Below are 24,836 nucleotides of genomic sequence, written 5' to 3'. Positions count from 1 at the left end.
TTTGCTAAATATAGCAAATCTTAAAATAACATATGCCTAATCCCATAGCAATATCCTAAAATTACTATGCCTGATCATAGCAATATATTAAAATTACATATGCCTTAAAAAAAATAATTCTAAAATACAATATGCCTTTAAATAACAATTCTAAAATATATATGCCTTTAAATAACAATTCTAAAATTACATATGCCTTAAAAAAATAATTTTAAAATTTCGAAAGCCTTTAAGTTTAAAAAACCTATTTACATCACTTTTTTTTAATCTTTCCTTTAATTTTAAATCTTGAAATTAAAGTCAATGGTAGTCAAATTAAGAGAGACTTTAACTTGACTACCAAGATATTCAAAAAAGGAATAGCTTAAACATCTAAATACTGATTTCTTTCATAATCGAATACTTGTATCCTATAAGCGTCCCATTCAGCTCTTTTAATATTATAGAACTGATCAAACACTTTTTCTCCAAGAGCATTTATGATTACATCATCATTTTCCAGTGCATGATATGCTTCCCATAAGCTTGTTGGCAAGTTGTCGATTCCCCTTTGAGCGATTTCCTCTTCATTTAATGCAAATAAGTTTTCTTCAGTTGGTTCGCCAGGGTCTAACTTATTGTCCATACCATCTAAACCTGCTTCAAGCAATGCTGCAAATGCTAAGTATGGGTTACATGATGGGTCTGCAGACCTGCATTCAATTCTTGTTCCTAATCCACGGGATGCAGGAATCCTTAATAATGTTGATCTGTTTTTAAATCCATAAGCTATGTAGCATGGTGCTTAATAACCTGGGACTAAACGTTTATAAGAGTTAACAGTTGGGGATAAAAATAGCTGATAAAGCTTGAGCATGTTTTAATAATCCTCCAATGAAGTACAATGCCTCTTGTGATATTTGAGTTTCAGTATTTGGATCATAGAAAATATTTTCTCCATCCTTAAATAGACTTTGGTTACAATGCATACCACTACCATTGATTCCCAAGAATGGTTTTGGCATGAATGTTGCCTTAAATCCTAAGTTATGAACAACTGCTTTTACAGCTTCCTTGAATGTTATGACAGCATCTGCTGTTTTTAATGCATCAGCATATTTAAAGTCTACCTCATGCTGTCCTGCTGCCACTTCGTGGTGACTTACCTCTACATCAAAACCTAATTCCTCTAAACCAAATACAATTTCTCTTCTAATGTCAGTACCTTGGTCTAATGGCTCTACATCAAAGTATTCCGCTTCATCTGCAGGTATGTAGTTTCCGTTTTCATCTTCCTTAATGATGAAGAACTCTGGTTCAGGACCTATATTGAATTGGTATCCTCTTTTTTCAGCTTTTTCCAATGCTTTTTTTAAGAACTCCCCTTGGGTCTCTGTCATATGGTTTTCCTTCTGTAGTGAAAATATCACATATGAATCTGCTGGTACCTTTTGATTCAGGTCTCCATGGGATAGTTGAGAAAGTGTTGATATCTGGTTTTGCAAGCAAATCACTATCATTGATTGAAGCTAATCCTGCGACAGATGAACCGTCAAATAATAATCCGTCATTTACAATATCTTCTATATCATCAGCTTTTTTAAGTGGAACTGCCATACTTTTTGGCAATCCATGTATGTCGGATAGCTGCAATTTCAAAAATTTTATGTCATTTGCTTCTACTGTTTTTATGATTTGGTCTAATTTATCACCTTTTGATGACATTTTTTTCACATCCTTTTTTGAGTATATTTTCCATTTGGACAAATTCGGAAAGTTGATATCCTTTTGAGAATGAATTTCATAAATTCATAGTCGGAAGGAAACTTCCTTCCTACTATACTTTATCACTATTAATATATAAATATTTTGAATGAAAATTGAAATAAAAAAATGAAATTAAGAGAGTCTTTTCTTGATTTTAAATTGTATTTAGATAATATAGACTAAACAATTTATTATATGTAGTTAAAAGTTAATTCAATAAAAATTATTAAGATAAAAATAAAAAGAAGAAGAATTTACTAAAATAATTATTTGAAGAAAATTTTTTAAAAAAATGAAAATTTTTTAAAAAATGCCGGCAAAAAAATAAAAAAAAATAGTGAATTATATAAAAATGCCGGCAAAAAAATAAAAAAACCAAAAAAACTTTAAAAAAATAGAAAAATAAAATGTGAAAAAAAATCAGCACAAACTCTGTAAAACTAAATGAAAAATAGAAAAAAGAGATAATGAAAAAATCAGTACCAATTCTTTAAAAAAAGAGAAATAAAGATTAAAAAAAAACAGTAAAAACCTTATTAAAAAGTTAAAAAAAAAAAGAAAAAAAGAATATATAAGGGAAATTAATCCCCAATTATAAATATTTTGATCAAAATTTTGCGAGCCGAAAGCGAGTAAAAGTTTGAGCTATACAGATTCTTCTACTTGAACCCCTTCTGTTTCACCGTCTTGAACACCATCTTTAATGAATAGGATTACAATAACCAAAGAGATTACACATAATGCTGCCATAAATAAGGAAGTTTGGCTGAAAGCACTTACTGTAATCTTATCGTGTGCTACGTAACCTCCAGTGAATACTGTAAGAAGGGTTGCTGCTACAGCAGATCCACTTGCACCAATGATTTGTCTTACGGTGTTGTTGATTGCAGTAGCATCTTCGATATTTCCTTTTGCAACAGTTAAAGTCCAGGTAACTGCAGGCATTAAACCTAAACCTGCACCGATTGCCCTTATGATTTGAGTTGCAATCATATATTCTAAAGGTGTTGAAGCAGTATATGTTGACATGATATAATAACCAACTATAGAGAATATACAGGACACTATAAGGACCTTTTGAACTCCAAATTTTTGAGCAAGCACTGGACCAACGAAATTGAATACAATCATTACCAATGTTGCAGGTAAAAGAACTATTCCAGAAGTGGTTGCAGTTTGATTACAGACACCTTGAACAAATAGAGGCATTAAAACATATAATCCACACATTGTAAAGTAGAGAATTGATGAAAACAAAGTACCAAAGAAGTAATACTTATGTATCAGAATTCTTAAGTCAAGCAATGGGCTTTCAATATGGAATTGCCTATAAACAAATATGAGCAAGGCTATTATACCAATGACAATTGGAGTAATGGTATTTGTCAAATGAGCACCATAATCTGCAAAATTGGTTAATCCGAATAATAATCCGACACAAGCGACAACACTTAAGATCAATGAAAGGACATCAAGAGGATAGTCACCAGTTTCAAACTCTAATTTTACTAAGAAGAATGCAGCTGCCATTAATATCAATGTAGCAACTGCAAATATTAAGAATATAATTCTCCATCCCATAGTGTCAATAATATAACCACCAACGGTTGGTGCTAAAGCAGGAGCCACACCAATGATAAAACCAAATAATCCCATGTATACTTGCCATTTTTCCTTAGGAATTATTTTTAAGAGTACAATTTGGGTTATTGGAATGGAATACCTGCACCTATTCCTTGAATGACTCTTCCTAAAATCAAGACAATCATATTAGGTGCAAGGAATGCAACTACAGTACCAATTAAAAATATTAACAATGAAATGTTAAGTATTGATCTGATTTTATAACGACGAGCTATATATGCAGAAATTGGTATCATTACACCTAAAACAAGCAAGAAAGAGGAATAGACCCATTCAGCTAAGGTTGAAGAAACATGAAAATCAGCCATAATACCTACAACACCAGTTGTAACTACAGTTTGTGCAGTACTTAAAAGAGCTGCAGCTATTACGAAAATGATTAATGCTGTTGTATTTTTTTCTGAATTCACAGTCATAATAACACTCTAAAAAAATTATTAAAAATGAAATAACCATAAGATATTTAATTAAGTCATGAGGTATAAATCAATCCAAACAACTTAAAAAAATTAATAAAAAACTTAATTAATATAAGTAACACTTAATTAAATAAATCTTTCTTTTAATAATCTATATTTTGTTTAATTATTATATAAATCTTTTTAAATAAGTTTGATAGTTAATTCGTTAATTTTAAAACTATTGAATAATGTTTAAAGTGCATTCTGATTTACTAATGTATTATAAAAGATTGTGAAATAACAAAAATAAAAACACAGAAAAAATCGAAGAATATTCAATAAAATAAAACATATAAAAAGTTAAAGGAAACAATAATGAAATAAAATAAATGTAAATGAAAAAGAGAAAAATAAAAAAACTAAAACTAAAATTAAAAATAAAAAAATAAAATAAATGTAAATGAAAAATAGAAAAATAAAATTAAAAAAATAAATTAAAAAAGGGAAAAATAAAACTTATTTATCTGCAAGAGTCCAATAACATCTTTTTGGAGAAACAATAGTTTCATCTTTCTTTAATTCTTTCATGATTTTATCTACTTCTTTCTTTTCAACACCAGAAATTTCACTAACTTTTGTAGCGTTTAAAGGTTCTTCAGAGTTTTTAAATGCTTCAATTACTTTATCTTTATCAGACATTTTTATCACCATTTTTATTAAATTATTAAATTTTAATAAATATTATTTCTAAATATATCAAATTATTAATTTTTAAAATTTTATTTAAAATTCTTGAGCAATTTAGGTCTACCATCCTTTTGGATAGATTCCAGTATCCATAAATACCTTATTTGTATCAACAACAAGGCCAGAATCTGCATTCATTATCTCTTGAGATGAGAATAATGAAGTTCCTGCAGCAACCAATTCTCCCTTTAGAGATTTGATAGCAACAAGATTGCCTTTTTGAATATCTTTGGATAATTTGGTAATTCCTCCTGCACCAAGCTTAGCACCTTGGCAAATAGCTTCAACTGCAGAATCCTTTATGAAAATTTGAGGAAGGTGAGAGCTTGCCACTTCCATAGGTTGAATAGCCTGTCTTATGTATGATTCATCACCATCTTCAAGATAGAAATGATATGCATCAGTTAAATCATGGAGATTTACAAGATCATTGTTTCTCTCATCAAATGGACCTACCCTTGTTCTTCTAAGCTCTGCCATATGAGCGCCACATCCTAAGGCTTCACCAATATCATGACAATAGGTTCTGACATATGTTCCCGCTTCACAACCTATCCTAAACAAGACATCCTTGCCTTCAATTTCATAAATGGTAGAGTAATAAATATTTCGTACCCTTAATTCACGTTTGACAGCTGATTTAACAGGTGGTGTTTGGTATATCTTGCCAGTAAATTCATCGAAGATTTGTCTTACTTGATCCTCTTCAATATCTTTGTGCAGTGTCATAAGACATACATATTCCTTGCCTGCTGGAAGGAGAAGTTGACTAACTCTTGTTGCATTGTCAATTCCAATCGGAAGAACACCAGTTACCTTAGGGTCAAGAGTTCCTCCATGACCAGTCTTTTTGCAGTTAAGGATTCTTTTTACCCAAGAGTCTACCTCATGGGAAGTAGGCCCAGAAGGCTTGTCTAAATTAATTATACCTTTAGTTATATGTTCATCTATAGGTCTTTCATATGGATTGCATCCATATTCAGGATTGGTTTCTGCATTTGGCTTTATTAAATAATCTTCCATAGTTTATTCTCCAATAGCTAAAAGTTTAAAAAAATTAGTTCTGAATAAATCAGACTTCTTAATATAAAATAAGATTTTTATTATAAATAAACTTAATTAATGATTGGATTGAATGAAAATTAAATGTAAAATAAATCTTTAAAATAAAAATAGATGAAAATAAATAAGAATAAATAAATTAAACTTTAAAGAATATGAGTGAAAAAAAGATTGGATAAGCATGAATGGCTCCACAAAAATTATAAAAATAAGGGCTTATAAATATTAAATAGTTGAAAAGAAAAATAATAAGGTTAATTCTTTCCTTATGTTATTCAAAATTCATAAAATAAATTATTTTAACTTAGATAAAAAGCATTTAAAAATAATGGAGATTGAATATGACTAATGAAAATTCTGCAAATCGTATGAGCAAAACAGAGCATTATCTTGAAATTGCTCTTGTTGTATCAAAAAGAAGCACATGCTTGAAAAGACGTTATGGTGCTGTAATTGTTAATAATGATGAAATAATCAGTACAGGATATAATGGAAATCCAAGAGGAGAGGAAAACTGCTGTGATAGAGGAAGCTGCAAAAGAATGGATCTTCCATCAAATTCAGGAAACTATAATGATTGCTTTTCAGTTCATGCGGAACAAAATGCTATGATAAGTGCAAGCAGAAAGGAAATGCTTGGAGGAACAATATATCTTGCTGGAGAGATGTTTAAGGACGGTTCTTGGATAGAAATTATGGATGCAGAACCTTGTCCAATCTGTTTTAGAATGATTAAAAATTCTGGAATTGAAAAAATAGTAAGCAAAGGAGTTGTAATAGATTTATAAAAATAAACTATTACATTAAATCCTTTTTAAACTCTTTTTAGAAAATAGAAATTAAATAAAAATATAAATTAAAAAATAGGTTACTATTATAATTAGCCTAAAAAAACTCTTTTTATAAAACTACCATTATACATAACCCGAAAAAAAAACTCTTTTTATATAATAATTAAATTTATAATTAATTTATAAATAAATTTAAAAATTAAAATAATGAATTTAAATTAATAAATTCAATTAAAAATAGTAATTAAAAATAATAGTTAAAAATAGTAATTAAAAATAATAGTAAAAATAGTAATTAAAAATAATAGTTAAAAATAGTAATTAAAAATAATAGTTAAAAATAGTAATTAAAAATAATAGTTAAAAATAGTAATTAAAAATAGTAGTAAAAAATAGTAGTAAAAAATTGTAAAAAAGAAAGAAATCAATAAATTCTTAGTTTGCTTAGTCTACTTGCTGAATTGACATATCTGTCACCAGCATAAGTGACTTTGAACTTATAGGTTCCTTTTTTATATAATTTTAGATTTATAACTGCAATTCCTTTATATTTGTTTTAGCATAATATCTCTTTTTATTGACTATAAAAACAAGTTTTCTTCCTTTTACAGCTTTTCCTTTAGCAGATTTGAGAGTTGCAGTCAATTTCTTGATTTTTCTGTTTGACTTATAGGACCTGCTTGGAACATATAACTTAAAGCTTTGCTTTTTAACGACTATTTTAGCAGTAGCTGAAACCTTCTCATAAAGATTATCCCCTGCAAATGAAATGCTTGCATAGTAAGTTTTAACAACTTTAATATTGATTTGCAAACTTGCAACTCCAAGGGAATTTGTTTTGCGATTAAAAACATTACCATTAATCTTTATTTGAACATTCTTATTTGCTAGTGCCTTTCCGTTTTTATCCTTTAAAGTAAACTTAAAGTACTGGCCTGATTTTCCATCTATCTTTACATCCACTGATTTGGTTGTCATATTTTTAAACACAAAGTTGGTAGGGGTCTTTATGGTTCCATTAAAGATAGCTGCAAATTCTGAAATTAACAAACCACCATTTACATTCATTATTCTTATTGCATCAATTACCGGATTTGCAGAAATATAATCAAACTTAGCGGAATTGTCCTTAATTAAAAGGGAATTAAGATTGATTTTGTTTTGGCTAATCCTCATTAGATAAGGCAAGTTCATACTCTGGGATAAAATCCTCTAAATCATTTCCTTCATTGGAAATGAACTTTAAACTTGATGAAACATTTTTGTTTAAATATTGATAAATTATATTTTCTGCTTTGATATTTACCCAGGAAGCAGGGAAATGATAATCAGAGCCATTATAAATCAAATTCCTCTCAATAAAGTCAGAATCTGCATTGAAATTTGATCCATAGAAATTATTCATCAGATAATCTCCTTCACCATAATATGCAGAAGCCTTTCCACTAACCTCATTGTTGTCAAAAATTGAATATTTAACAATGTTGTTTGACTTTGAGGCATTGTTGTAAATAGCCCCTCCATCATTAGCAGAATTATTGATGAATACACATTTGTTTACAATATTGCTTGTTCTTTTAAAGAAGATTGCTCCACCTTCAGTAGCTGAATTATTTATGAATATACAATTTTCAAAAAGGTTTCCTTCCCAGCAGCAAAGGATAGCTCCTGCTTCAGTTCCTGCATGATTATTTAGGAAAGTGCAATTTAAAACCCTATTGTTATTGCTGCATGCTCTTAGAGCACCGCATATACCATTAGCGGAATTATTGATAAAATTACAGTTTTCAATAACTGATTCAATTCCATTTGGCCCTATAAAGAGAGCTCCTTCCTGAAGGAATCCGAAATTATTTATAAAATCACAATTTTTAATCAAATAATTGGACCCTACAACTTGAACAGCACCTCCTCGGGAAGCTGAATTGTTTATAAAAATAGAATCAGATAAATTGCCGTAATTTCCACTCCATCGTATAGCACCACCATAGCTTTGATTAACTAAGCAGATGTTATTTATGAATGTACAGTTTAGAATTGAGATATAGTCTCCAAGACAGCTAACTGCTCCTTGATTTGGTCCAATTTGAGTGAAATTGGAATTGATGATTTTCAAGTTTTGTAAAATGATGCAGTTAGAATCCAGATCAAATACACGAGAAATTGAATTTGCATCTAAAGTTGCACCTTCTCCCAATCCAATAATTGTTAAGGTTTTATTTATTTTTATTAGATTTCCAGTGCTGGTGTAAACTCCATCTAACTCTATAGTGGCATTATCTTCAGCATCATCAATAGCTGATTGAATATCTTCAAAGGTCTTTCCATCAATTGGATTTGGATTATCATCCTCTATATCTGAATCATCGTTATCATTTAGAATATCTTGATTAATATCATCTATCGCCAGATTATCAAGATTGAATTCATTATTAAGACTCATATCTAAGCTATCACTATCAAGACATAAATTCTGATTATCTTCAGCAGAAACAGTTGATAGTCCAAAAAGAATAGAAAAAAACAATAAGGCAATTAACACATATTTAAGTTTCAAGTTCAAGTTTATCCCCCAAGATGCAATAATTTTCTTATATAATAAGAGATATATAAATATTTAATTTTTAATTTATTTAAAATTTTATAAAAAATTTAGAAAATTTAATTTTTAATTGTGTTAAAAAACTGATAAAAAATAAGAAAATTAGATTTTTAATTGTGTTAAAAAAATGATAAAAAAATAAGAAAATTAGATTTTTAATCTCATTTAAAATTTTAAAAAAAAATTAAGATTAATTGATTTTTAATTTATTTAAAATTTAGAGCATGTAAAAAAAAAAAAATCTAGGCTTAAAAATAAAAACTTATTATTAATTATAAATATGCAATTAAAAAAAAAAAAAAAATGATTTTAAGCCTATAAAATTTTACACCACCCAAAAAAAAACCAATAAAATTTACAGTCTCAAAAAAAATAAGAAAATAAATTATTGATTTAAATGAAAATCATCTAAATTTATTTTCTAACCTTAACAGTTCTTTTGGCAGTATCTTTAAGGTAGCTTGCAGTGTAAGTGAGATTTTTACCTGTTTTTAGCTTTTTAAGGACATTGCCTTTAATAGTTATTTTTGCGATTCCTTTTGAATTGGTTTTTGCCTTATAGGTTTTCCCCTAAATCTGAATTTGATAATCTTGTTTTTAAGATATTTTCCATTTACCTTATTCAAGCTGGCAGTTAAAACAAGCTTTTTAGCAGACTTTCTGACTTTTACTGATTTAAGTCTTAAAATGTGTCTAACTGTTAGTTTTTTGCTGACTTTTGTGCCCTTATAGCTAATGGTTATCTTATATGATTTAGGAGCAAATTTAGACAATCTAAGTTTTGCAATTCCATTTTTGTCAGTTTTAACCTTATAAGTGGTTTTTCCCACCTTAAAGTATACAATGACTCCTTTAGCCAATTTGGATTGGTTATTGTATACCTTTACCTTATAATAGACATTGCTTGTATATGGGATTGACAGGTTTTTTGCACCGATAATCCTGATTTTAGCAGGGAGAATATCTACATAGGCAAAGCTTGATGCATTTTGACCATCATCTCCAATATAATCTATATCAATGTCATAATCACCTATCTTAAAGTTTTTAAGTGATAGAGCTGCTTTACCATTTACAATAGGAACCTCATACTTATTTTTTCCTATAGTGAAAACAATTTTTCCCTTTGAATCCTTAGAAACTTCAACATAAATGGACTTATCTTTACCGCATTCCATCTCATATGGTGAAATTACTTTTGGACTGACATATAAAAGAGTGGAACAATTTTCAACTTCAAAATCATCTCCAGTGTAATTTATGCTAATCTTATGTTGGCCACAGCTAAATCCATCAACCTTAATTGAAGCCTTGCCATCTACAAGCTTAACAGACTTAAAGAGAGTGCCGTTAACATAAATTTCAAGGTTTCCATTTGCATTTGAAGGCAATGTCAATGAAACAGCAGATCCATCCAAATAATCTACAAAATCAGGTTGCCTGAATCCATATGAAACAGTGAAATTGTGAACCTCATTATAGCTGTAGTATTTATTGTCACCTTTGAAATCAAAGACCAAAGTGTGGTTTCCAGCAGTCCAACTTTGAAACATTTATGTCAATCCAACCGGAATCATCTATTTTTATAGGATAAGCCACATCATCAATAGTCACATTTATTAGCTTTGCATTGAAATCAGGAGGCACAATAACAATTATGGAATTATCCTCTCCATACATGAAATGGTCTCCAGAAATGTCTACATCATAAGTGATGTTTACATCTTGACGTTTTGAATAATTGAATTTTTGGGAATTGTATTTAACCTCTATTAAATGCTCTCCACAAGTAACTTTAGAGAATAATGATTCTAAAAATTCATGGTTCTTATCGAGTTTCTGAGAAAAGATCACTTTCCATCAAAAAGAACAGTCAATGTTCCATCTGTGTATTTGACAGATTTTGCATAGATGCAGTCATTATGGTCAAGTGAAACATTAGCAGGAATCTCAATGACAAAATCAACTATTTCAAAGCTGGCATTCCTCTCGCATGGAAGATAATAATCATCACCAGAGAAATTTGCTCTGATTGTATGTGTTCCCAAGCTCATGCGATTAATATCTGTAATGTTCAGGAAAAGGTATTGTGTGGAATTAGCTGATTTATAGAATTCATCATCGATATAAATTTCAACTGTGCCATTTGCAGAGTATGGGAAAATCAATACAGGAGTTTGATAGCTATGGTTGTCATCCTTTAAAATCTCTTGAGGAACATTTATATGAAAGCCGTCTTCCGGTTGACGAAACATGACCTTTAAAATAGGGTCAAAATCAAGTGAAATATCATTATAAAAGACATCCACTTTATGAGCCATATAATCGCTATTTCTATTGATTATAAAAATTGGATATATTGGCTTAGGAAAGATAATTGGTACCTTTACTAACTTATCAGTTATGTTTTCATTATAAATTTCAGTTCCATCAATATTAACTTTCAAATTACCTGCTGCAGCCTCTGGCAATTCTATGCTGATTTCACCAGAATCATTTTGGTATATTTTATGGGGAAAGCTTACATTAATATCATTTGCAATTTCTGAATCTTCCATTATGTTTTCATCATCATCCAATAGCTGATTTCTTGAATCCTTATTGACTAAAATTTCATCATCTAGAACATCAGACTCATCATCCAATAAGACATTTTGATTTTCGGCAATATTATCCACAATAATATCGTCACTTGCCATTTGAAAATCATTATTGATGTCCTCTGCACTGATTGAACTTAAAGAAATCAATAAAATGAACAATAATGAAAAAATAAAAATAAGTTTAAATTTCTTCATTTTCCTCACGCTTAACTAAATAAACTTTAATGTAAATATATGTTACATATTATATAAAATTTGCTAAAAAAATTTATTAAAATAAAATATGGGAAAAAACAAAAAAGAACAAAAATAAATAAAAATAGGAAAAATAGGATTAAAAGATAATAAAAGTAGGAAAATAAGAAAAATAGGATAAAAATAAATAAAAATAGGAAAAATAGATAAAACTAGTTAAAAATAGAAAAAAATAAAAATAAAAATCATGAAAAAATTAAATTTTCAATAATTAGTTAGATTTCAGGATAGAAGTCAATTTCATAGTCTAAAAGCTTCATAATCTGTAACTCATCTCTTGCATCTATAATTGCATTATGAGACTCCGAGTAATCTTCAACACCTAATATCTGAAGCATTGGCTCAACTCCATAGCATCTTCTTAATCTGCCTGTTTTACAGCATGGCAAATGATTAGGGATGTGGGGATTATGCTGCTTATATGCTGCAATCTTCATAATGTCTCTCCAGCAAAAGTCAGAAAGCTCAGGCAAATGACGCTTGTCAAAGGAAGCATTATATGCAAACAGATCATCAACACCATTAGATTCAAGAAGATACCTTAAATCATCTATTGCATCAGGCCTATGCTTTGTAAGAATTTCATGACTTGTTCTTCTCATTGATTTGGAATACATTCCACCTATCTTTTCTGCTCTAGGCAAAATATAATATCGAGAATCAGTTCTTTCAAAATTCCTGCATTTAGCAATTAAAACACCAATAGACATTACCTCATCGTTCCAATTAGTTTCGGTGTCTATAACTGCAAATCTTCTTGACATAAAATAGCATCCCCATTTAAAAAATCATTCATTAATACTCAATAATTACTCCATCAATCTCAGAAATGTCTACCCAAGTACGTAATCCCTGACATTGATATGTAACTCCATCAACCTCTTCATAATATACCTTTTTATTGTCACTTACAAGGTAAACATTATCTCTTTCGATTTTTGCCACTCTCTTACAAATTCCACCATATTCCTTAGAATCTGCTGAAACAATATCCCCTACGTGAATATCATGAGTCTTGTTTACAAGAATGAATTGGCCATCCTGGACTGTTGGAAGCATAGATTTGCCTTCAGCCCAAAAGACCAATGGAATTTGATCTTCACCTATTATGGAATCAATATTGACAGTGCAGTCAACAGAGCCATACTTATGGCAAATAGACCTTACTCCTTCCTTAATTGTATCAACATCTGCACTGGAATTTAATGCTGCATTAGATACATAATTCAATATTTCATCAGATGCCGCATTAGTGATATTTGAATCAAGGTTGCTTGACACTGTTGTGCTTTCCCCATCAAAATAAATGTCTACAGTATCTCCAAAGAAGAAATAGTTAACAGGATCAGAATTAGTGTTTGTACTGTAATTCACATCCACATATCCAACATCATTATACATGCTATCTGAATCATCATGCATAATCTTATAATCATCGGGATTTTCATCGGAAAGAATTCCATTATTATAAGCTGCAATAGATCCAAAATGCATAAAGCCAATAGATAATATTGCAATTATAAGAATAGTATAAAGAAATTTTTTATTCAATAATATCACCCACAAAAATAAATTATTTTATTTAATTTACTATTTAATCAAACTAGTATATAATTATTAGAGAAAATAGGATAATAAATTTATAATATATAGATGATTAAAGAGACTGTAAAAAATTTAGCTGATAAATCTTTAATTTTAATATAACTTTTCAATATTTTTTTATTTACAGTTGAACATATTGATTGCAACTACTTTTAAAAATAATATGATAAATTGATAAAATCAATTAAATTGATTTTACATTAAATTAAATTGAAACATAAACTGAGTAAATCAAAAATAATTCATCGCCCCTTAATTTAAATGAAAGTTCCTAAAAAAAGATTAATAAATCAATAATCAAATATATAGCACAATTACCACTAAAGACAGCATTATTAGCATATAGTGTCCCTTCACAATAGATAGCACCACCATTATCATCATCAGCCTTATTGCCTTTAAAATAAGATAGAGCATCTTCACTCATATTGTTAATGTATACGTTGCCTTTAGCATATATTGCCCCACCAAAGTCATCAGCATAATTACCATCAAAGTAACAATCGTCAACATACAAATCATTACGGGAACTAATAGCACCACCATCATAATCAGGTGATTTAGAACCGCCATCAACCCTATTGCCAGTAAATCTGCTACCTCTGACTTTCAATGTTCCAGAACAGTGAACAGCACCACCTTTTCCACAAGCCAAATTATCACTAAATTCAGCATAGTTAATAAATGCATCCCCTTCACAATAGATAGCACCACCATCATGATCATCCGCATCATTATTAATGAAGCAACACAACTTATTATCGCCTAAACTATTGATATAGAGTTTGCCTCTACAGTAAACTGCACCTCCCCAATCATCAGCATAATTGCCATCAAACACACAGCCATCAAGATACAAATCAGTATCAGAGTATATAGCCCCACCTTCATAATCAGTTGAGGATAAACTTCCATCCCCCTTATTGTTCTTAAATGTACAGTTTATAATATGAAGAGAGGCTTCAGAATATATCGCCCCTCCAACGGTACAATATTTTCCATTGATAAAATTAATGTTTTTAAGTGTGATATTGTCTCCACCAAACTGAAATATCCTTCCATTACCGCTACCATCAATGGTATGGCCTTGACCATCAATAACAAAATCACATTTATCCATCCCTATTCCATGTGGATTTTCGTTGCCGTTACGAACATAGTCCCTTTCCAACTTCAAAATACCATCAGCAGAATAAACATCATTATACAAATCACCAAAGTTTCCATCATCAATTTCCAATGCATCATTTTCTGATACACTGAGAGTTTTAAGGTCAACCTTGTTTAAAGAGCTTACCATATCCACATCATTTTGAATATCATTCACATCAATATCTTGGATGTTTGTTGAAGAAAAACCATCATAATGATTGTTTAAATCATCAGATGCACAAGCAAAGCCAACAGTGCATATTAACACCAACAAACATGAAATAACAATCAGCTTAATATCCATAATATTATTCACCTTAATCATTAAAAAATAAAACAATAAGAGAGTGTGTCACAAACACGATTTCGATTTAAAGAATTGAACAATTTATAATTTTAATCAAAATATTTAAAAATTTATTAATTATTTTAATTTAATTTTAACATAATTATATCGGCTTTTGACTAAGAATAATTGTGACATGTTCCCAATAAAAAAAATTAGAAATAAAGAATAGAAAAAAAGATTTAAATTGACATCAATTTTACTTGATTTAAAAACCCAACTAAAATATTAAGAAAATAAAAATTATCGTAACCTAAGAAAGTCAGAGCCTCAAGTTAAATTAAAAAAAAATTATAATTATAACTTAAGTCTTCATTATTCCTCCCAATATTCAATTTTTTCATTCCTATAATAATTCTTTTTTATACATATTAATTATTATATTAAAGAAAATATATAAAATATTTCGAGTGTAAGCGCTTACTTGCATCGTTAAAATCAAAAAAAATAACAAATAAGAATTTAATTTCAAAAAAAACTATAAAAAAAAACAGTTTAATTATCAATAGATATTTAAATTAATTTTATAATCAGACTTAAAAAAAAATAAGAAATAAAAAAAGAAAATTAGAGAATCCATCAATTGATGAATTCATATCTAACACAAAAATGTGCTTTAATTTAATATATAAAAAATTAAAAAAGTTTTAAAGTAAAATGTAAACTAACTGAATTTAGAATTAGATGGAATATACTTATTCCATGATAGGTTCTAAATGGTTAATTCAATGATTGCAACAATTTCACATTCTTTACCTGCTTCTCTTCCAGCAGTTTTAATACATTTTCTACCAACTTCTATAGCTGCCATTATATCACCTTTATTGTTGTTAAAATAATTTCCGCAATACTGTCAGGGTCAAAGCTGTCAGTATTTATAATTAAATCATAAATATCCATATTTCTAATGTCTATATTATGGATATCTCTATATCGTATAGCTTCACTTTCTTCACGAGCAATGATTTCTCTTTTTGCAAGCTCAAATGATTTATCTTCCCTTTCACATACTCTTCTAGCTCTTACGTCTAAAGGAGCAGTAAAACAGACTTTCAAATCTGCATCTACAAAATATGCAGAAAGTCTTCCTTCTACAATGAGATCTTGAGCTTCCTTTGCAAGTTCAGCTTGTCTATTATCAATCTCTTTATCGATGTCAGTATTTCCTTCAGCAAATTTGCCAAATTCGACCGGGGTCATGCCTCTCTCTGCAGCCATCTCTCTAAAGATGCTTCCTGCAGATAGGAAAGGAATGTTCAACTTCTCCGCCAATACCTTTGCAGCAGTTGTAGTACCACTACCTGCTGTACCACCGATTGCAATTATCATTATTTTCTTGCCTCATCTTTGAAATGCTTACGAGCACATTTTGGACATAAGTATCCACCAAATGGACGGTTAGGTCTTTTTTGAGATTTAGCTAATTTGGAAATCTCGAAAGGACGTCCTCTTGGAACACCATGTAATACAGCACCACATTCAGCACATACATGCTTAGATGGTTTCTTCTTTTTATATCTTAAAACATTAACTCCACCAGGAGTTTTTGTATTTGTTCTTTTATATGATCTTGATCTAAATCTATTTGCAGGCATGTTCTCACCTAATTTGTTTTTTTTTAAATATCTACAAATTTAATATTAATATCAAATTGTCTAATTTGTAGACTTGAAGTAAAATAGATATTAAAATACTAAATAAGTATCTTGTAAATATCATGAAAAAAGTATCATAAAAATAGAATGAATATTTAAAATTCATTTAGTTAAATGATTAACACTATATAATATGATATTTAATTAATATATACTTTACTATTCTCTATAAGATATCCTATTGAAAATCTATAATTCTTGTAAAAATTTGAATTGATTTTCAAATAAGAAAAATTATAGAAATAAATTTTAAAATCTTAGCAATTTCCAACAACCCAAATTAAGTAGGCAATCCCACTTAACATGCCAATCATTAAAAATCCACTAAAATTTTGTATTACAGATATCGTACTTTTGGGATTTTAGTTTTAATTTTAATTTTTTAATTGAAACTAGAAAATAATTTAGAAAAATCTAAAATTTCGATTGAAAAATTTAGATTGGAAATCTAAAAATTGCTTAGATTGACTAATCTAAGGTAGAGTATCTATATGGATACATAACATTTATTAATAGTAGCAACTAGTATAATTAAATTAATTTTATGATTAATTAAATTGAAAGAATTGATATCCTATTCAATTTAATGAAATATTATTTTTATTAAATAATAAGAATAGTTTCCTAAATAAATTAGTCCAAAAAAATATGAATTTTTTTGAAATTTTAAATCTAGAAACCGTTTTTGAATCCCATAAATTTCCTAATGATTTGTGACATTCCAAATGTACAAATAAAGTACCACCATAACCATCCTACTCCGTAAGGGATAGTGGTTATGTTTCCACCATAAAGCATTTGACCTAATGAGTGGAAAAGAGGAGTTAAAGTACAATAATAAACAGCTGGAGGAAATACAACAATAATATCTTTTATTGTAGATTGCCACATCCAAGCAAAGATTAATAAGATTGGAATCATTGTAACAATCATAGGTCTAAATGACATCTTCATAATTTCAGATTGGTCTGACATCATATCCATTTGTTTAGCTTGAATCTTTGCTAACTCTTTACTGTCACCGCTAGCTTGAGCAGCTCTTAACTCCTTTTGCAAAGCTTTTGATTTTGCTTGCATTTCATTCATCTTATCCTGGTCCACCAATAACTTTTGAGCGGTTACTGTTAAAAGGGATATGACAAAGGATATCACAAATACAGTAAGCACTGGATTATTAGGTGTAGGATCCATATGAACTAATGGATTAAGAACAGCATTCATTGCATCAAACACTGGCTGAAGCCAGGAAATACCTAAAAGAAAACTACCTTGATACGCCATTTCATTCCTCACATAGTTTAATAAATTTTAATAGTAAATTATATTTTTTTAAATCTGTTATCTTCTGCAAAACATTTTATGTTTTGCAATATTCTAAGTTAATTCTCAAAATGTATAATAAACTATTAAGTTATAAATTCTTTCAAATTTACAAATTAATAGTTTATACTGTTATAATACTTTTGCAAATTTATAGATTATAGTTTGAATTACTATGAAATTAATGTAATTAAAAAATTTAAATAATTAGAAAACATCAACTTAATTAAACTAATTAAAATAATTCTAATATTAAAGTTAATTTAATAATTAAATTTAATTTAATAATTAAATTTAATTTAATAATTAAATTTAATTTAATAATTAAAGCTAATTAGAAATAATTCTAATAATTAAAGTTCATTAATAATTAAAGCTAATAAGAAATAATTCTAATAATTAAAGTTCATTTAATAATTAAAGCTAATTAAATTGATCCAATTATCTAAATTTAAAAAATGATAAGTTAATTAAAACAATCATTATAATTTTAATACTTCAACTAATTTTTCAACAGTTGTATCTAAATGATTATCATGATTATTGATTATTTTTACAGTTGCACCAGTTAAAGTAGCATAAGCCATAGATGCAGCTCTGTTCATTTCTTGATGTAACTGAATCTCACTAGCTTTTTGAGCATCTCTTTCTCTGGTTTCATCATTTAATCTTCTTACCATGATTTCATCAGGATAAGCTTCAACTAAAATAAAAGTATCTGGATTTAATCCTTCTAAAACCCATTTTGGAAGACCTGGCAAGAAACCAGCAGGTGTGCTAATAGTACAATGAGTATCTACGATAACGTTTTCAGATTGGGATTTTTCCTTAATTCTGATACCTGCCTCTTTTTGAATCTCTTTTTGAGTGTCAGCAGCCAATTTTCTTAACTCATCCCTATTTTCAACAAGCCCTTTTTCCATAGCAATCTCAGTCATGATATCTCCATAGTTTAAATGAAGATAATCCACTTTTTCTAATGCCCTATTAAGTATAGTTGTACTTCCAGATCCTGGAATTCCAGTTAAAACTACCAATTTCATTTTAATCCTCTCTTTAATGTTATAAATTTCAAATAAATTTCAATTAACTAATATAATCACAAGAATGAAAAATAAAGAACAATTCATCATTCTTTAATAGAAAAATTAAGAAAAGATAAGACAGTCATTTCCAAATAAAATCATAACAATGAAAGAATAAGGAAACCCAAAATAAAAGCTTCCAAATAAAATCATAACAATGAAAGAATAAGGAAACCCAAAATAAAAGCTTCCAAATAAAATCATAACAATGAAAGAATAAGGAAACCAAAACAAAGTTTCCTAATAAATCATAATGATGAAATAATATGAAAATGAAAGAATATGAAAATGATTAATTAGTCATTTCCAAATACTTTTCTTAACATTGGGTGCATATCCATAAGTTGCTCTTGAGCAATTTCTTCATAAAGCTTGTAGACAATACCTACAGTAAGCAATACACCTGTACCTCCACCGAGAGCATTGGTTAAGTCAGCAATGAATGCTAATATACCTACAAACAAACCACCTAAAATTGTAAGAGCTGGAATATACTTTTTCATAATTTGATAAAGTTGTCTTTTACTGCTTCTGAAACCAGGAATTTGTATACCTGAGTTATAAAGTTGTTTAGCAACTTCTTTTGCACTTAATGAACCACTGATTTCTACCCATAACCATGAGAAGAGTACACAACAACCTAAGAAGAATATAGCATAGAACAATACCCTTAATGGGTTAGTGAACAATATACTTAAACTGTTAGGGGTTGTTAACCATAATGCAAGACCACGGATAGCTCTTCCTCCAGAAACTTCTCCGAAAATTGGGAAACCTATTTTTTGGAACACACTAGCTAAAAGTGAAATGTTTACTAAAAGTGCACTGGTTAAAATAACCGGCATGTTACTTGCATAAATGAATTTTAAAGGATATTTACCTACAGATCCTCTAATTCTACCGTGTCCTCTTACTTGACCGTGGGAAATCGGAATTTCGATTCTCATACATTCACCATATACAGCCATCAAGAATACAACAATGGTAAAGATCAATGGAATCAATATAGTGAAGTTTGGAGATCCACCGAAAATGGATTGGATAAATGCAGGAAGAATACCTGAAGCAGATGTAGATGCTGCAGAAGCTGGTAAGAAGTTAAATGTTCCTACAATAATAGTTTGAGCTACACCAGCAGCAATGAACAATCCTACACCACTACCGAATCCCCATTTTGATACTACTTCATCAAGGTACAATATCAAAATAGCTCCAATAACCAATTGGACAATCATGATTGTATAATATGATTGGTCGATAGGTACTAAACTTCCAGTAAATACTAAAACTCCGGCTTCGAATATTGTGAAAATAATAGCTAATAATTTTTGAGTACTTTGGAACATAGCCTTATGTTCGTGTTGAGATAAATCTAAATTTAATATTTTTGCACCAACTAAAAGTTGCAATACAATGGACGCGGTAACAATAGGACCAATACCTAAAGTAAGAATTGACCCGAAGCTTCCAGCCATAACAGCCCTTAACTGGGCGAATTGATCAACTGCAGTTGGACTCAAACCGTATAACGGAATTTGAGTTAAAAAGTAATATAACACTAAAACAATTGCTGTCCATTTAAGCTTTTCCTTAAAGTCTTGTCTATGAATAGGAGTTTTGACCTCAGGAAGCAACTTAAATATAGGCTTAAATTTCTCTAAAATCATTTTTACCCCATAAATTATTATCTATTAATTCAAATCAGAATTAAATATAAAATTTAAATCTAAACTTGAATTCTGTTAAAATCTTTTTTATTATAAATTTTTAAATGTGAATCCAAAATATTTGAAATCAATATTCATTTCAATCAATTTCAATTAAATATACTTGGCTTTATTATTTCCAAATAAGCCATATAATTTATATATAATATTATAATATTTTAGATTAATATTAATTATAAATTTTATATAATATAAACTATTCGATAAATAAGGCAAAAAATCATGAAAAATAGGGAAATTTAATGAAATTCAAATAATTCTATTAAAAAATTAAAAAATCAAAATTAACAAAAACAAGAAAAAAATCCTAATAAAAATATAAAAAAACAAATTCCAAAACCAAGAAAAAAATTCTAATAAGAATATAAAAAACACATTTTACAAAAACGAGAAAAAAATCCTAATAAAAATATAAAAAACACATTTTACAAAAACGAGAAAAAAATCCTAATAAAAATATAAAAAACACATTTTACAAAAACGAGAAAAAAATTATTTAATATTTAAAATCTGTTTTAAAAAAAATGAAAATAAGAATATAAAAAACAAATTCAATAAAACAAGAAAAATTCATAAAATTAAAGATTTATTTAAAAAAATAAAATTAAAAATAATAGAATGAACTAGTTAAAGAGCATAAAACTCCCAACTAATTAAAAAGATTTTGGTCCAGCTTTTGCATTGCCGAAGGCAACGTAAAAGGTGGATCTATAATTCTACAGCTTCTCCGCCAGCTTCTTCGATTTTTTCGATAGCAGATTCAGAGAATGCAGGAGATTTGACTACTAAAGGAATGTCAAGGGAACCGGTTGCTAAAACTTTGTTGTAGCCTAAATCAGTTACATCGATTACAATAACATCGTCTTCTTTAGTTGCAATTCCTTGTTCTACAAACTCTTCAGCCTTATCGTTTAAGAAGTTTAAGTTGACAGGATAAGATTTGTGGATAGTTTTTTGAGGTCTTTTGAAACCATGTTTACCGAAGTAATATCTGTTTTCAATTACGGTAGTTGACCAGTGGTGTTTTCCAGCTCCAGCTTTACCTTTACCACCTTTGTTACCAGCACCTCTTCGTCTTTTGACAGAGCCTCCACCGTTAGATCTGGAACCTCTCATCTTATTAATCTTTTTGCCTTTTCTAATCATACTAATCCACCCTTAAGCCATTCTTTTTGCAAGATTATTAATATCTTCGCCTCTGTAACCTAAGGATCCGCCTTCGTTTACAGAATGTCTAATTCCATTGTATCCTTTTCTTGGAGGATGTAAACGGAATACAGGTTTCATATCAATATCTTGAGCTTTGATTTCTCCATTGATTAATGCATTAGCCAATTCTTCAAAGGTAGAGTAATCGGTGTTTTCCTTTAAGTATTCTTCAGTGAGACGAGCTCCGCCGACTAATCTTCCTCTTTTTTCTACAATTTCAGTGAGAGTTTCTAAATCAACTTCACCCCAAGTGATGTAGTCTTTTGCTTTTTGGAGCATACCTTTGTAACTTGGGTTTTCATCAACTAAAACTGCATGACTAATTCTGTTAATTCTTAACATTTCTAAAGTACTAGCAATGCCTTGTTTAACACCAGTAGTACCTCTAATTCTAATTACTAAATACATGATACCACCGTTTATTGGATTACTCCCATATTTTTAAGGTCTTGTTCTGATGCTTTCATTCTGCTTGCTTCTTTTAAAGCTTCAAATACAGCATTAGCAAAGTTTACAGTAGTTTGGGTTTGACCGCTTGCTTGAGACCATACGTCCTTTACACCAGCAAGGGAGAGGATGGTTTTACCAACATCACCAATAGCGAGTCCTACACCTGCAGGAGCAGGTCTTAAGGTTACGTTTACACTGCTTGCTTTACCGGTTACTTTGAAAGGAACAGTGTGTTGTCTTCCACAAACACAACCCCAATCTCCACAACCTCTTCTTACTTTGATAATGTTATATTTAGCATTGTCTACAGCTTTTCTGATAGCAGGACCTACTTCTCTTGCTTTACCTTGTCCTAAACCTACATAACCGTTTTTGTTACCTACTGCAACGATTACTCTAAAGTTTACTTTTCTACCAGATTTGTGCATTCTTTGAACTAAATTTACGTCCATTACTTCTTCTTCTAAATCAGGAAGCAATGCATCAATAATTTCTAATTCCATTATAGGGAGACCTTTTTCGAAGATTTCATCAATATCGGTGATATTTCCTGCTTTTACTTCTTTACCTAAGTTAGTTTTAGGTTCCCAATCATCCATATTAAAGCTCATAATTCAGCCTCGTCAATTTTGTTTTTAATTTCTTCAAAGTGTTTAGGTAAATCAGTAGGTTGAAGACCTTTAGCTAAGTATTGAGAGAATCTTTTGTTTAATTCTTCTTCATCTAAGCTTTCTGCATATTCTGCAATGTGTTCACCATTGAGTCTGTCTTCAGTAGGGACAATAGATTCACCGTATGGAACATTTAAACCAGCATCTGCAGCACCTTTAACAGCAGCAAATACTTTAGCTCCTTTAATAGGAGATTTTAAACCAATGTCAGCAACAGCATAGTCGACACCTGCTGCAACAGCTTTTTTACCACATAAGTATGCAGTTAAATAAACAGCACTAGTGTTTTTATTTCCTGCTAACCATCCTAATTTGTTTAATTCTTTACTGTGAGCTGATACGACAGTTTCGTCACCGTCTTTACCAACATTAATAACTTGAACAATACAATTAGCATTGGAAATTCTTACAACTAATCTGGATTTATCTACATCAACTAATTTTGCTCTAGTAGCGTAGTCAGTTTTACCTTCTCTTCTTCTTCTGAAAGCTACTTTATAATTTGATCCGCTTGCCAAGTCCATTCCTCCTATTTGATTAAATCATGGTCTCTAGCGTAAGTTTTCATGTAAGATTTACTTCTGAAAGCTCCACCTTTTGCCATCTTGTATAATTTACGGTAGGTAGTAGGGTCAATTTCACCAGCGTCTCTCATGTCCTTTAAGTCAGTTCTTAAAGCACGGATAGTTTTCATCCAAACTTGTTTTTTAGGAGTACGAGCGTTTTTAGCTCCTTTAACACTACCTCTTCCTTTACGTTTACCTTTTTTCTTTTGCTCTTTAATCTTTTTAGATCTGTAGCTACTAATACCAGTTTTTGGTCTAGCTTTGATAATACCTTGATCTATAAGTTGTTTGATACCGTCTCTTGTAATAGCTCTATTTACTCCAACTTTAAGTATACTAGCAGCTAATCTTTTTTGTGTAGTAAGATTCATTAATAATCCTCCATTTAGTTAGCTGATAAACTTGAATAAAATTCTTTTAGTTCCCTTTAATTTTATCAATATAAATTAAATAACTTTTTAATGATTGATTATAACCCATTTTTAATAATGATTTATGCATTTCTGCCATAAATCTCAATCATTTTATCAAAGTTTTAATTTAATTGTTTATTTTGCTTGTTAATAAGAAAATGGATTCTTTTTTCCAGATTTTGAATTAATTTCATTTTCAATTTTCCTATATCTTTTCCATTCAATCTGAGAATCTATAATAGTTACATAGGTTGTGGCATGAGGTTAAAGACGTATTCAATAATCCCTTGCCAACTTTACATAATGCCCCTAATTTTCCTATAAGTAAGCTTTATAAATTATAATATTAACAAATTCAAGGAAATGAAAAAACTTCATGTTTAATCATCTATCATAAGAAAAATCATGGATTTTTCAAAATTTTACATTTATTTATTTAAAACTTTTATACCTAATTCTGATACTTTGGATAACATCAATTCTTTTTTACGTTTACCGATAGTAGCTCTGATTCTTGCAGCTTCAGTTTCTGCATCAATCGCTTCTAAATCTTTCATATTACAAACAAGAACATCTTTGTAACCAGATGGGTGTAATCCTCTTGTAGCTCTAGGAGTACGGTAACCAATAGATGGCATTGCAGGTTTTCCTGCTTCGTATCTTCTCATTTTACTAGTTTTTCCTCTTGGACGTCTCCATTTGGTTCCTAATTTTTTATAACGAGCATATTCTTGTCTTTTAAAATCTTTACTCATTCAAATCACCATTATAACTATTCTCTACTAG

General features: G+C 29.4%; 24 protein-coding genes and 2 pseudogenes. 1 reads left to right on the top strand and 25 read right to left on the bottom strand.

What is annotated here, in order from left to right:
- Positions 1-364: 364 nt before the first annotated feature.
- From glnA to QZV12_RS12165, 5 genes and pseudogenes are all read right to left on the bottom strand, one after another.
- Positions 365-1,704 (bottom strand): annotated as a pseudogene (gene glnA, locus QZV12_RS12185) (type I glutamate--ammonia ligase).
- 687 nt (positions 1,705-2,391) lie between these two features.
- Entirely contained in the window at positions 2,392-3,402 is a 1,011-nt protein-coding gene (locus QZV12_RS12180; RefSeq protein ID WP_295622300.1) for an MFS transporter, read from the bottom strand.
- 50 nt (positions 3,403-3,452) lie between these two features.
- Complete coding sequence (locus QZV12_RS12175; RefSeq protein WP_295622299.1) at positions 3,453-3,806, bottom strand: MFS transporter; 354 nt, start codon at positions 3,804-3,806, stop codon at positions 3,453-3,455.
- A 501-nt stretch (positions 3,807-4,307) separates the two neighbouring features.
- On the bottom strand, positions 4,308-4,490 hold the full coding sequence (locus QZV12_RS12170; RefSeq protein WP_292786647.1) for a MarR family transcriptional regulator: 183 nt from the start codon (positions 4,488-4,490) through the stop codon (positions 4,308-4,310).
- Between the two features lie 108 nt (positions 4,491-4,598).
- Complete coding sequence (locus QZV12_RS12165) at positions 4,599-5,561, bottom strand: RNA-guided pseudouridylation complex pseudouridine synthase subunit Cbf5 (protein WP_295622298.1); 963 nt, start codon at positions 5,559-5,561, stop codon at positions 4,599-4,601.
- Positions 5,562-5,941: 380 nt separating this feature from the next.
- Here QZV12_RS12165 and QZV12_RS12160 point away from each other — a divergent pair, with 380 nt between their 5' ends.
- A complete protein-coding gene (locus QZV12_RS12160; RefSeq protein ID WP_295622297.1) occupies positions 5,942-6,388 on the top strand; it encodes a dCMP deaminase family protein in 447 nt (148 codons plus the stop codon).
- A gap of 531 nt (positions 6,389-6,919) precedes the next feature.
- On the opposite strand, the gene QZV12_RS12155 is transcribed toward QZV12_RS12160, so the two are convergent.
- The 20 genes and pseudogenes from QZV12_RS12155 to QZV12_RS12060 all read right to left on the bottom strand — a co-directional run bounded on the left by QZV12_RS12155 (position 6,920) and on the right by QZV12_RS12060 (position 24,805).
- On the bottom strand, positions 6,920-7,579 hold the full coding sequence (locus tag QZV12_RS12155) for a hypothetical protein (protein ID WP_295622296.1): 660 nt from the start codon (positions 7,577-7,579) through the stop codon (positions 6,920-6,922).
- Positions 7,557-8,954, bottom strand: coding sequence for a right-handed parallel beta-helix repeat-containing protein (locus QZV12_RS12150; RefSeq protein WP_295622295.1), 1,398 nt, complete (start codon positions 8,952-8,954; stop codon positions 7,557-7,559). Before QZV12_RS12150 ends, QZV12_RS12155 begins: the two co-directional genes overlap by 23 nt.
- A 560-nt stretch (positions 8,955-9,514) precedes the next feature.
- On the bottom strand, positions 9,515-10,546 hold the full coding sequence (locus QZV12_RS12145) for a hypothetical protein (protein WP_295622294.1): 1,032 nt from the start codon (positions 10,544-10,546) through the stop codon (positions 9,515-9,517).
- A complete protein-coding gene (locus tag QZV12_RS12140) occupies positions 10,503-10,847 on the bottom strand; it encodes a hypothetical protein (RefSeq protein WP_295622293.1) in 345 nt (114 codons plus the stop codon). Before QZV12_RS12140 ends, QZV12_RS12145 begins: the two co-directional genes overlap by 44 nt.
- On the bottom strand, positions 10,844-11,791 hold the full coding sequence (locus QZV12_RS12135) for an Ig-like domain-containing protein (RefSeq protein ID WP_295622292.1): 948 nt from the start codon (positions 11,789-11,791) through the stop codon (positions 10,844-10,846). The genes QZV12_RS12140 and QZV12_RS12135 overlap by 4 nt, the downstream gene beginning before the upstream one ends.
- A gap of 275 nt (positions 11,792-12,066) precedes the next feature.
- Positions 12,067-12,615, bottom strand: a complete 549-nt coding sequence (locus QZV12_RS12130) for a hypothetical protein (RefSeq protein WP_295622291.1) — start codon at positions 12,613-12,615, stop codon at positions 12,067-12,069.
- 31 nt (positions 12,616-12,646) lie between these two features.
- Positions 12,647-13,402: a S24/S26 family peptidase gene (locus QZV12_RS12125; protein WP_295622290.1), complete on the bottom strand. Its 756-nt coding sequence runs from the start codon at positions 13,400-13,402 to the stop codon at positions 12,647-12,649.
- A 325-nt stretch (positions 13,403-13,727) separates the two neighbouring features.
- The gene (locus QZV12_RS12120; protein ID WP_295622289.1) at positions 13,728-14,912 is read right to left on the bottom strand and encodes a hypothetical protein; all 1,185 of its coding nucleotides are present in this window, start codon (positions 14,910-14,912) and stop codon (positions 13,728-13,730) included.
- A gap of 766 nt (positions 14,913-15,678) precedes the next feature.
- Positions 15,679-15,765: pseudogene (locus QZV12_RS12115) on the bottom strand (50S ribosomal protein L14e); the annotation flags it as partial.
- Positions 15,765-16,283, bottom strand: a complete 519-nt coding sequence (gene cmk, locus QZV12_RS12110; protein ID WP_295622288.1) for a (d)CMP kinase — start codon at positions 16,281-16,283, stop codon at positions 15,765-15,767. The gene cmk and the pseudogene QZV12_RS12115, both read right to left, overlap by 1 nt.
- Positions 16,283-16,549, bottom strand: coding sequence for a 50S ribosomal protein L34e (locus QZV12_RS12105; RefSeq protein WP_295622287.1), 267 nt, complete (start codon positions 16,547-16,549; stop codon positions 16,283-16,285). The genes cmk and QZV12_RS12105 overlap by 1 nt, the downstream gene beginning before the upstream one ends.
- Positions 16,550-17,281: 732 nt before the next feature.
- Positions 17,282-17,890 (bottom strand): DUF106 domain-containing protein, encoded by a 609-nt coding sequence (locus tag QZV12_RS12100; RefSeq protein WP_295622286.1) that lies wholly within the window; start codon positions 17,888-17,890, stop codon positions 17,282-17,284.
- A 521-nt stretch (positions 17,891-18,411) separates the two neighbouring features.
- Positions 18,412-18,972 carry an adenylate kinase gene (locus QZV12_RS12095; protein WP_295622285.1) on the bottom strand — a complete coding sequence of 187 codons (561 nt, stop codon included), beginning with the start codon at positions 18,970-18,972 and terminating at the stop codon, positions 18,412-18,414.
- A gap of 338 nt (positions 18,973-19,310) precedes the next feature.
- The gene (gene secY / locus QZV12_RS12090; RefSeq protein ID WP_295622284.1) at positions 19,311-20,681 is read right to left on the bottom strand and encodes a preprotein translocase subunit SecY; all 1,371 of its coding nucleotides are present in this window, start codon (positions 20,679-20,681) and stop codon (positions 19,311-19,313) included.
- A 768-nt stretch (positions 20,682-21,449) separates the two neighbouring features.
- Positions 21,450-21,887, bottom strand: coding sequence for an uL15m family ribosomal protein (locus tag QZV12_RS12085; protein WP_295622283.1), 438 nt, complete (start codon positions 21,885-21,887; stop codon positions 21,450-21,452).
- Positions 21,888-21,899: 12 nt separating this feature from the next.
- A complete protein-coding gene (locus QZV12_RS12080) occupies positions 21,900-22,358 on the bottom strand; it encodes a 50S ribosomal protein L30 (RefSeq protein ID WP_295622282.1) in 459 nt (152 codons plus the stop codon).
- A gap of 11 nt (positions 22,359-22,369) precedes the next feature.
- Entirely contained in the window at positions 22,370-23,011 is a 642-nt protein-coding gene (gene rpsE / locus QZV12_RS12075) for a 30S ribosomal protein S5 (RefSeq protein WP_295622281.1), read from the bottom strand.
- Positions 23,008-23,589, bottom strand: coding sequence for a 50S ribosomal protein L18 (locus tag QZV12_RS12070; protein WP_295622280.1), 582 nt, complete (start codon positions 23,587-23,589; stop codon positions 23,008-23,010). Before QZV12_RS12070 ends, rpsE begins: the two co-directional genes overlap by 4 nt.
- A gap of 11 nt (positions 23,590-23,600) precedes the next feature.
- Complete coding sequence (locus tag QZV12_RS12065) at positions 23,601-24,008, bottom strand: 50S ribosomal protein L19e (RefSeq protein ID WP_295622279.1); 408 nt, start codon at positions 24,006-24,008, stop codon at positions 23,601-23,603.
- 470 nt (positions 24,009-24,478) lie between these two features.
- Positions 24,479-24,805, bottom strand: a complete 327-nt coding sequence (locus QZV12_RS12060; RefSeq protein WP_295622278.1) for a 50S ribosomal protein L32e — start codon at positions 24,803-24,805, stop codon at positions 24,479-24,481.
- Positions 24,806-24,836 lie beyond the last annotated feature (31 nt).

It is taken from the genome of uncultured Methanobrevibacter sp., assembly GCF_902769175.1.
Classification (GTDB): Archaea; Methanobacteriota; Methanobacteria; order Methanobacteriales; family Methanobacteriaceae; genus Methanobrevibacter.
Note: the sequence above shows the minus strand (reverse complement) of the source record. Positions and strands in the feature narration are given on the sequence as shown.

Bases quoted from the DNA above. Each gene is read 5' to 3' on its own strand.
- QZV12_RS12180 (WP_295622300.1), bottom strand. From the start codon at position 3,402: ATGGGATTATTTGGTTTTATCATTGGTGTGGCTCCTGCTTTAGCACCA.
- QZV12_RS12175 (WP_295622299.1), bottom strand. From the start codon at position 3,806: ATGACTGTGAATTCAGAAAAAAATACAACAGCATTAATCATTTTCGTA.
- QZV12_RS12170 (WP_292786647.1), bottom strand. From the start codon at position 4,490: ATGTCTGATAAAGATAAAGTAATTGAAGCATTTAAAAACTCTGAAGAA.
- QZV12_RS12165 (WP_295622298.1), bottom strand. From the start codon at position 5,561: ATGGAAGATTATTTAATAAAGCCAAATGCAGAAACCAATCCTGAATAT.
- QZV12_RS12160 (WP_295622297.1), top strand. From the start codon at position 5,942: ATGACTAATGAAAATTCTGCAAATCGTATGAGCAAAACAGAGCATTAT.
- QZV12_RS12145 (WP_295622294.1), bottom strand. From the start codon at position 10,546: ATGTTTCAAAGTTGGACTGCTGGAAACCACACTTTGGTCTTTGATTTC.
- QZV12_RS12135 (WP_295622292.1), bottom strand. From the start codon at position 11,791: ATGAAGAAATTTAAACTTATTTTTATTTTTTCATTATTGTTCATTTTA.
- QZV12_RS12130 (WP_295622291.1), bottom strand. From the start codon at position 12,615: ATGTCAAGAAGATTTGCAGTTATAGACACCGAAACTAATTGGAACGAT.
- QZV12_RS12120 (WP_295622289.1), bottom strand. From the start codon at position 14,912: ATGGATATTAAGCTGATTGTTATTTCATGTTTGTTGGTGTTAATATGC.
- cmk (WP_295622288.1), bottom strand. From the start codon at position 16,283: ATGATAATTGCAATCGGTGGTACAGCAGGTAGTGGTACTACAACTGCT.
- QZV12_RS12105 (WP_295622287.1), bottom strand. From the start codon at position 16,549: ATGCCTGCAAATAGATTTAGATCAAGATCATATAAAAGAACAAATACA.
- QZV12_RS12100 (WP_295622286.1), bottom strand. From the start codon at position 17,890: ATGGCGTATCAAGGTAGTTTTCTTTTAGGTATTTCCTGGCTTCAGCCA.
- QZV12_RS12095 (WP_295622285.1), bottom strand. From the start codon at position 18,972: ATGAAATTGGTAGTTTTAACTGGAATTCCAGGATCTGGAAGTACAACT.
- secY (WP_295622284.1), bottom strand. From the start codon at position 20,681: ATGATTTTAGAGAAATTTAAGCCTATATTTAAGTTGCTTCCTGAGGTC.
- QZV12_RS12085 (WP_295622283.1), bottom strand. From the start codon at position 21,887: ATGATTAGAAAAGGCAAAAAGATTAATAAGATGAGAGGTTCCAGATCT.
- QZV12_RS12080 (WP_295622282.1), bottom strand. From the start codon at position 22,358: ATGTATTTAGTAATTAGAATTAGAGGTACTACTGGTGTTAAACAAGGC.
- rpsE (WP_295622281.1), bottom strand. From the start codon at position 23,011: ATGAGCTTTAATATGGATGATTGGGAACCTAAAACTAACTTAGGTAAA.
- QZV12_RS12065 (WP_295622279.1), bottom strand. From the start codon at position 24,008: ATGAATCTTACTACACAAAAAAGATTAGCTGCTAGTATACTTAAAGTT.
- QZV12_RS12060 (WP_295622278.1), bottom strand. From the start codon at position 24,805: ATGAGTAAAGATTTTAAAAGACAAGAATATGCTCGTTATAAAAAATTA.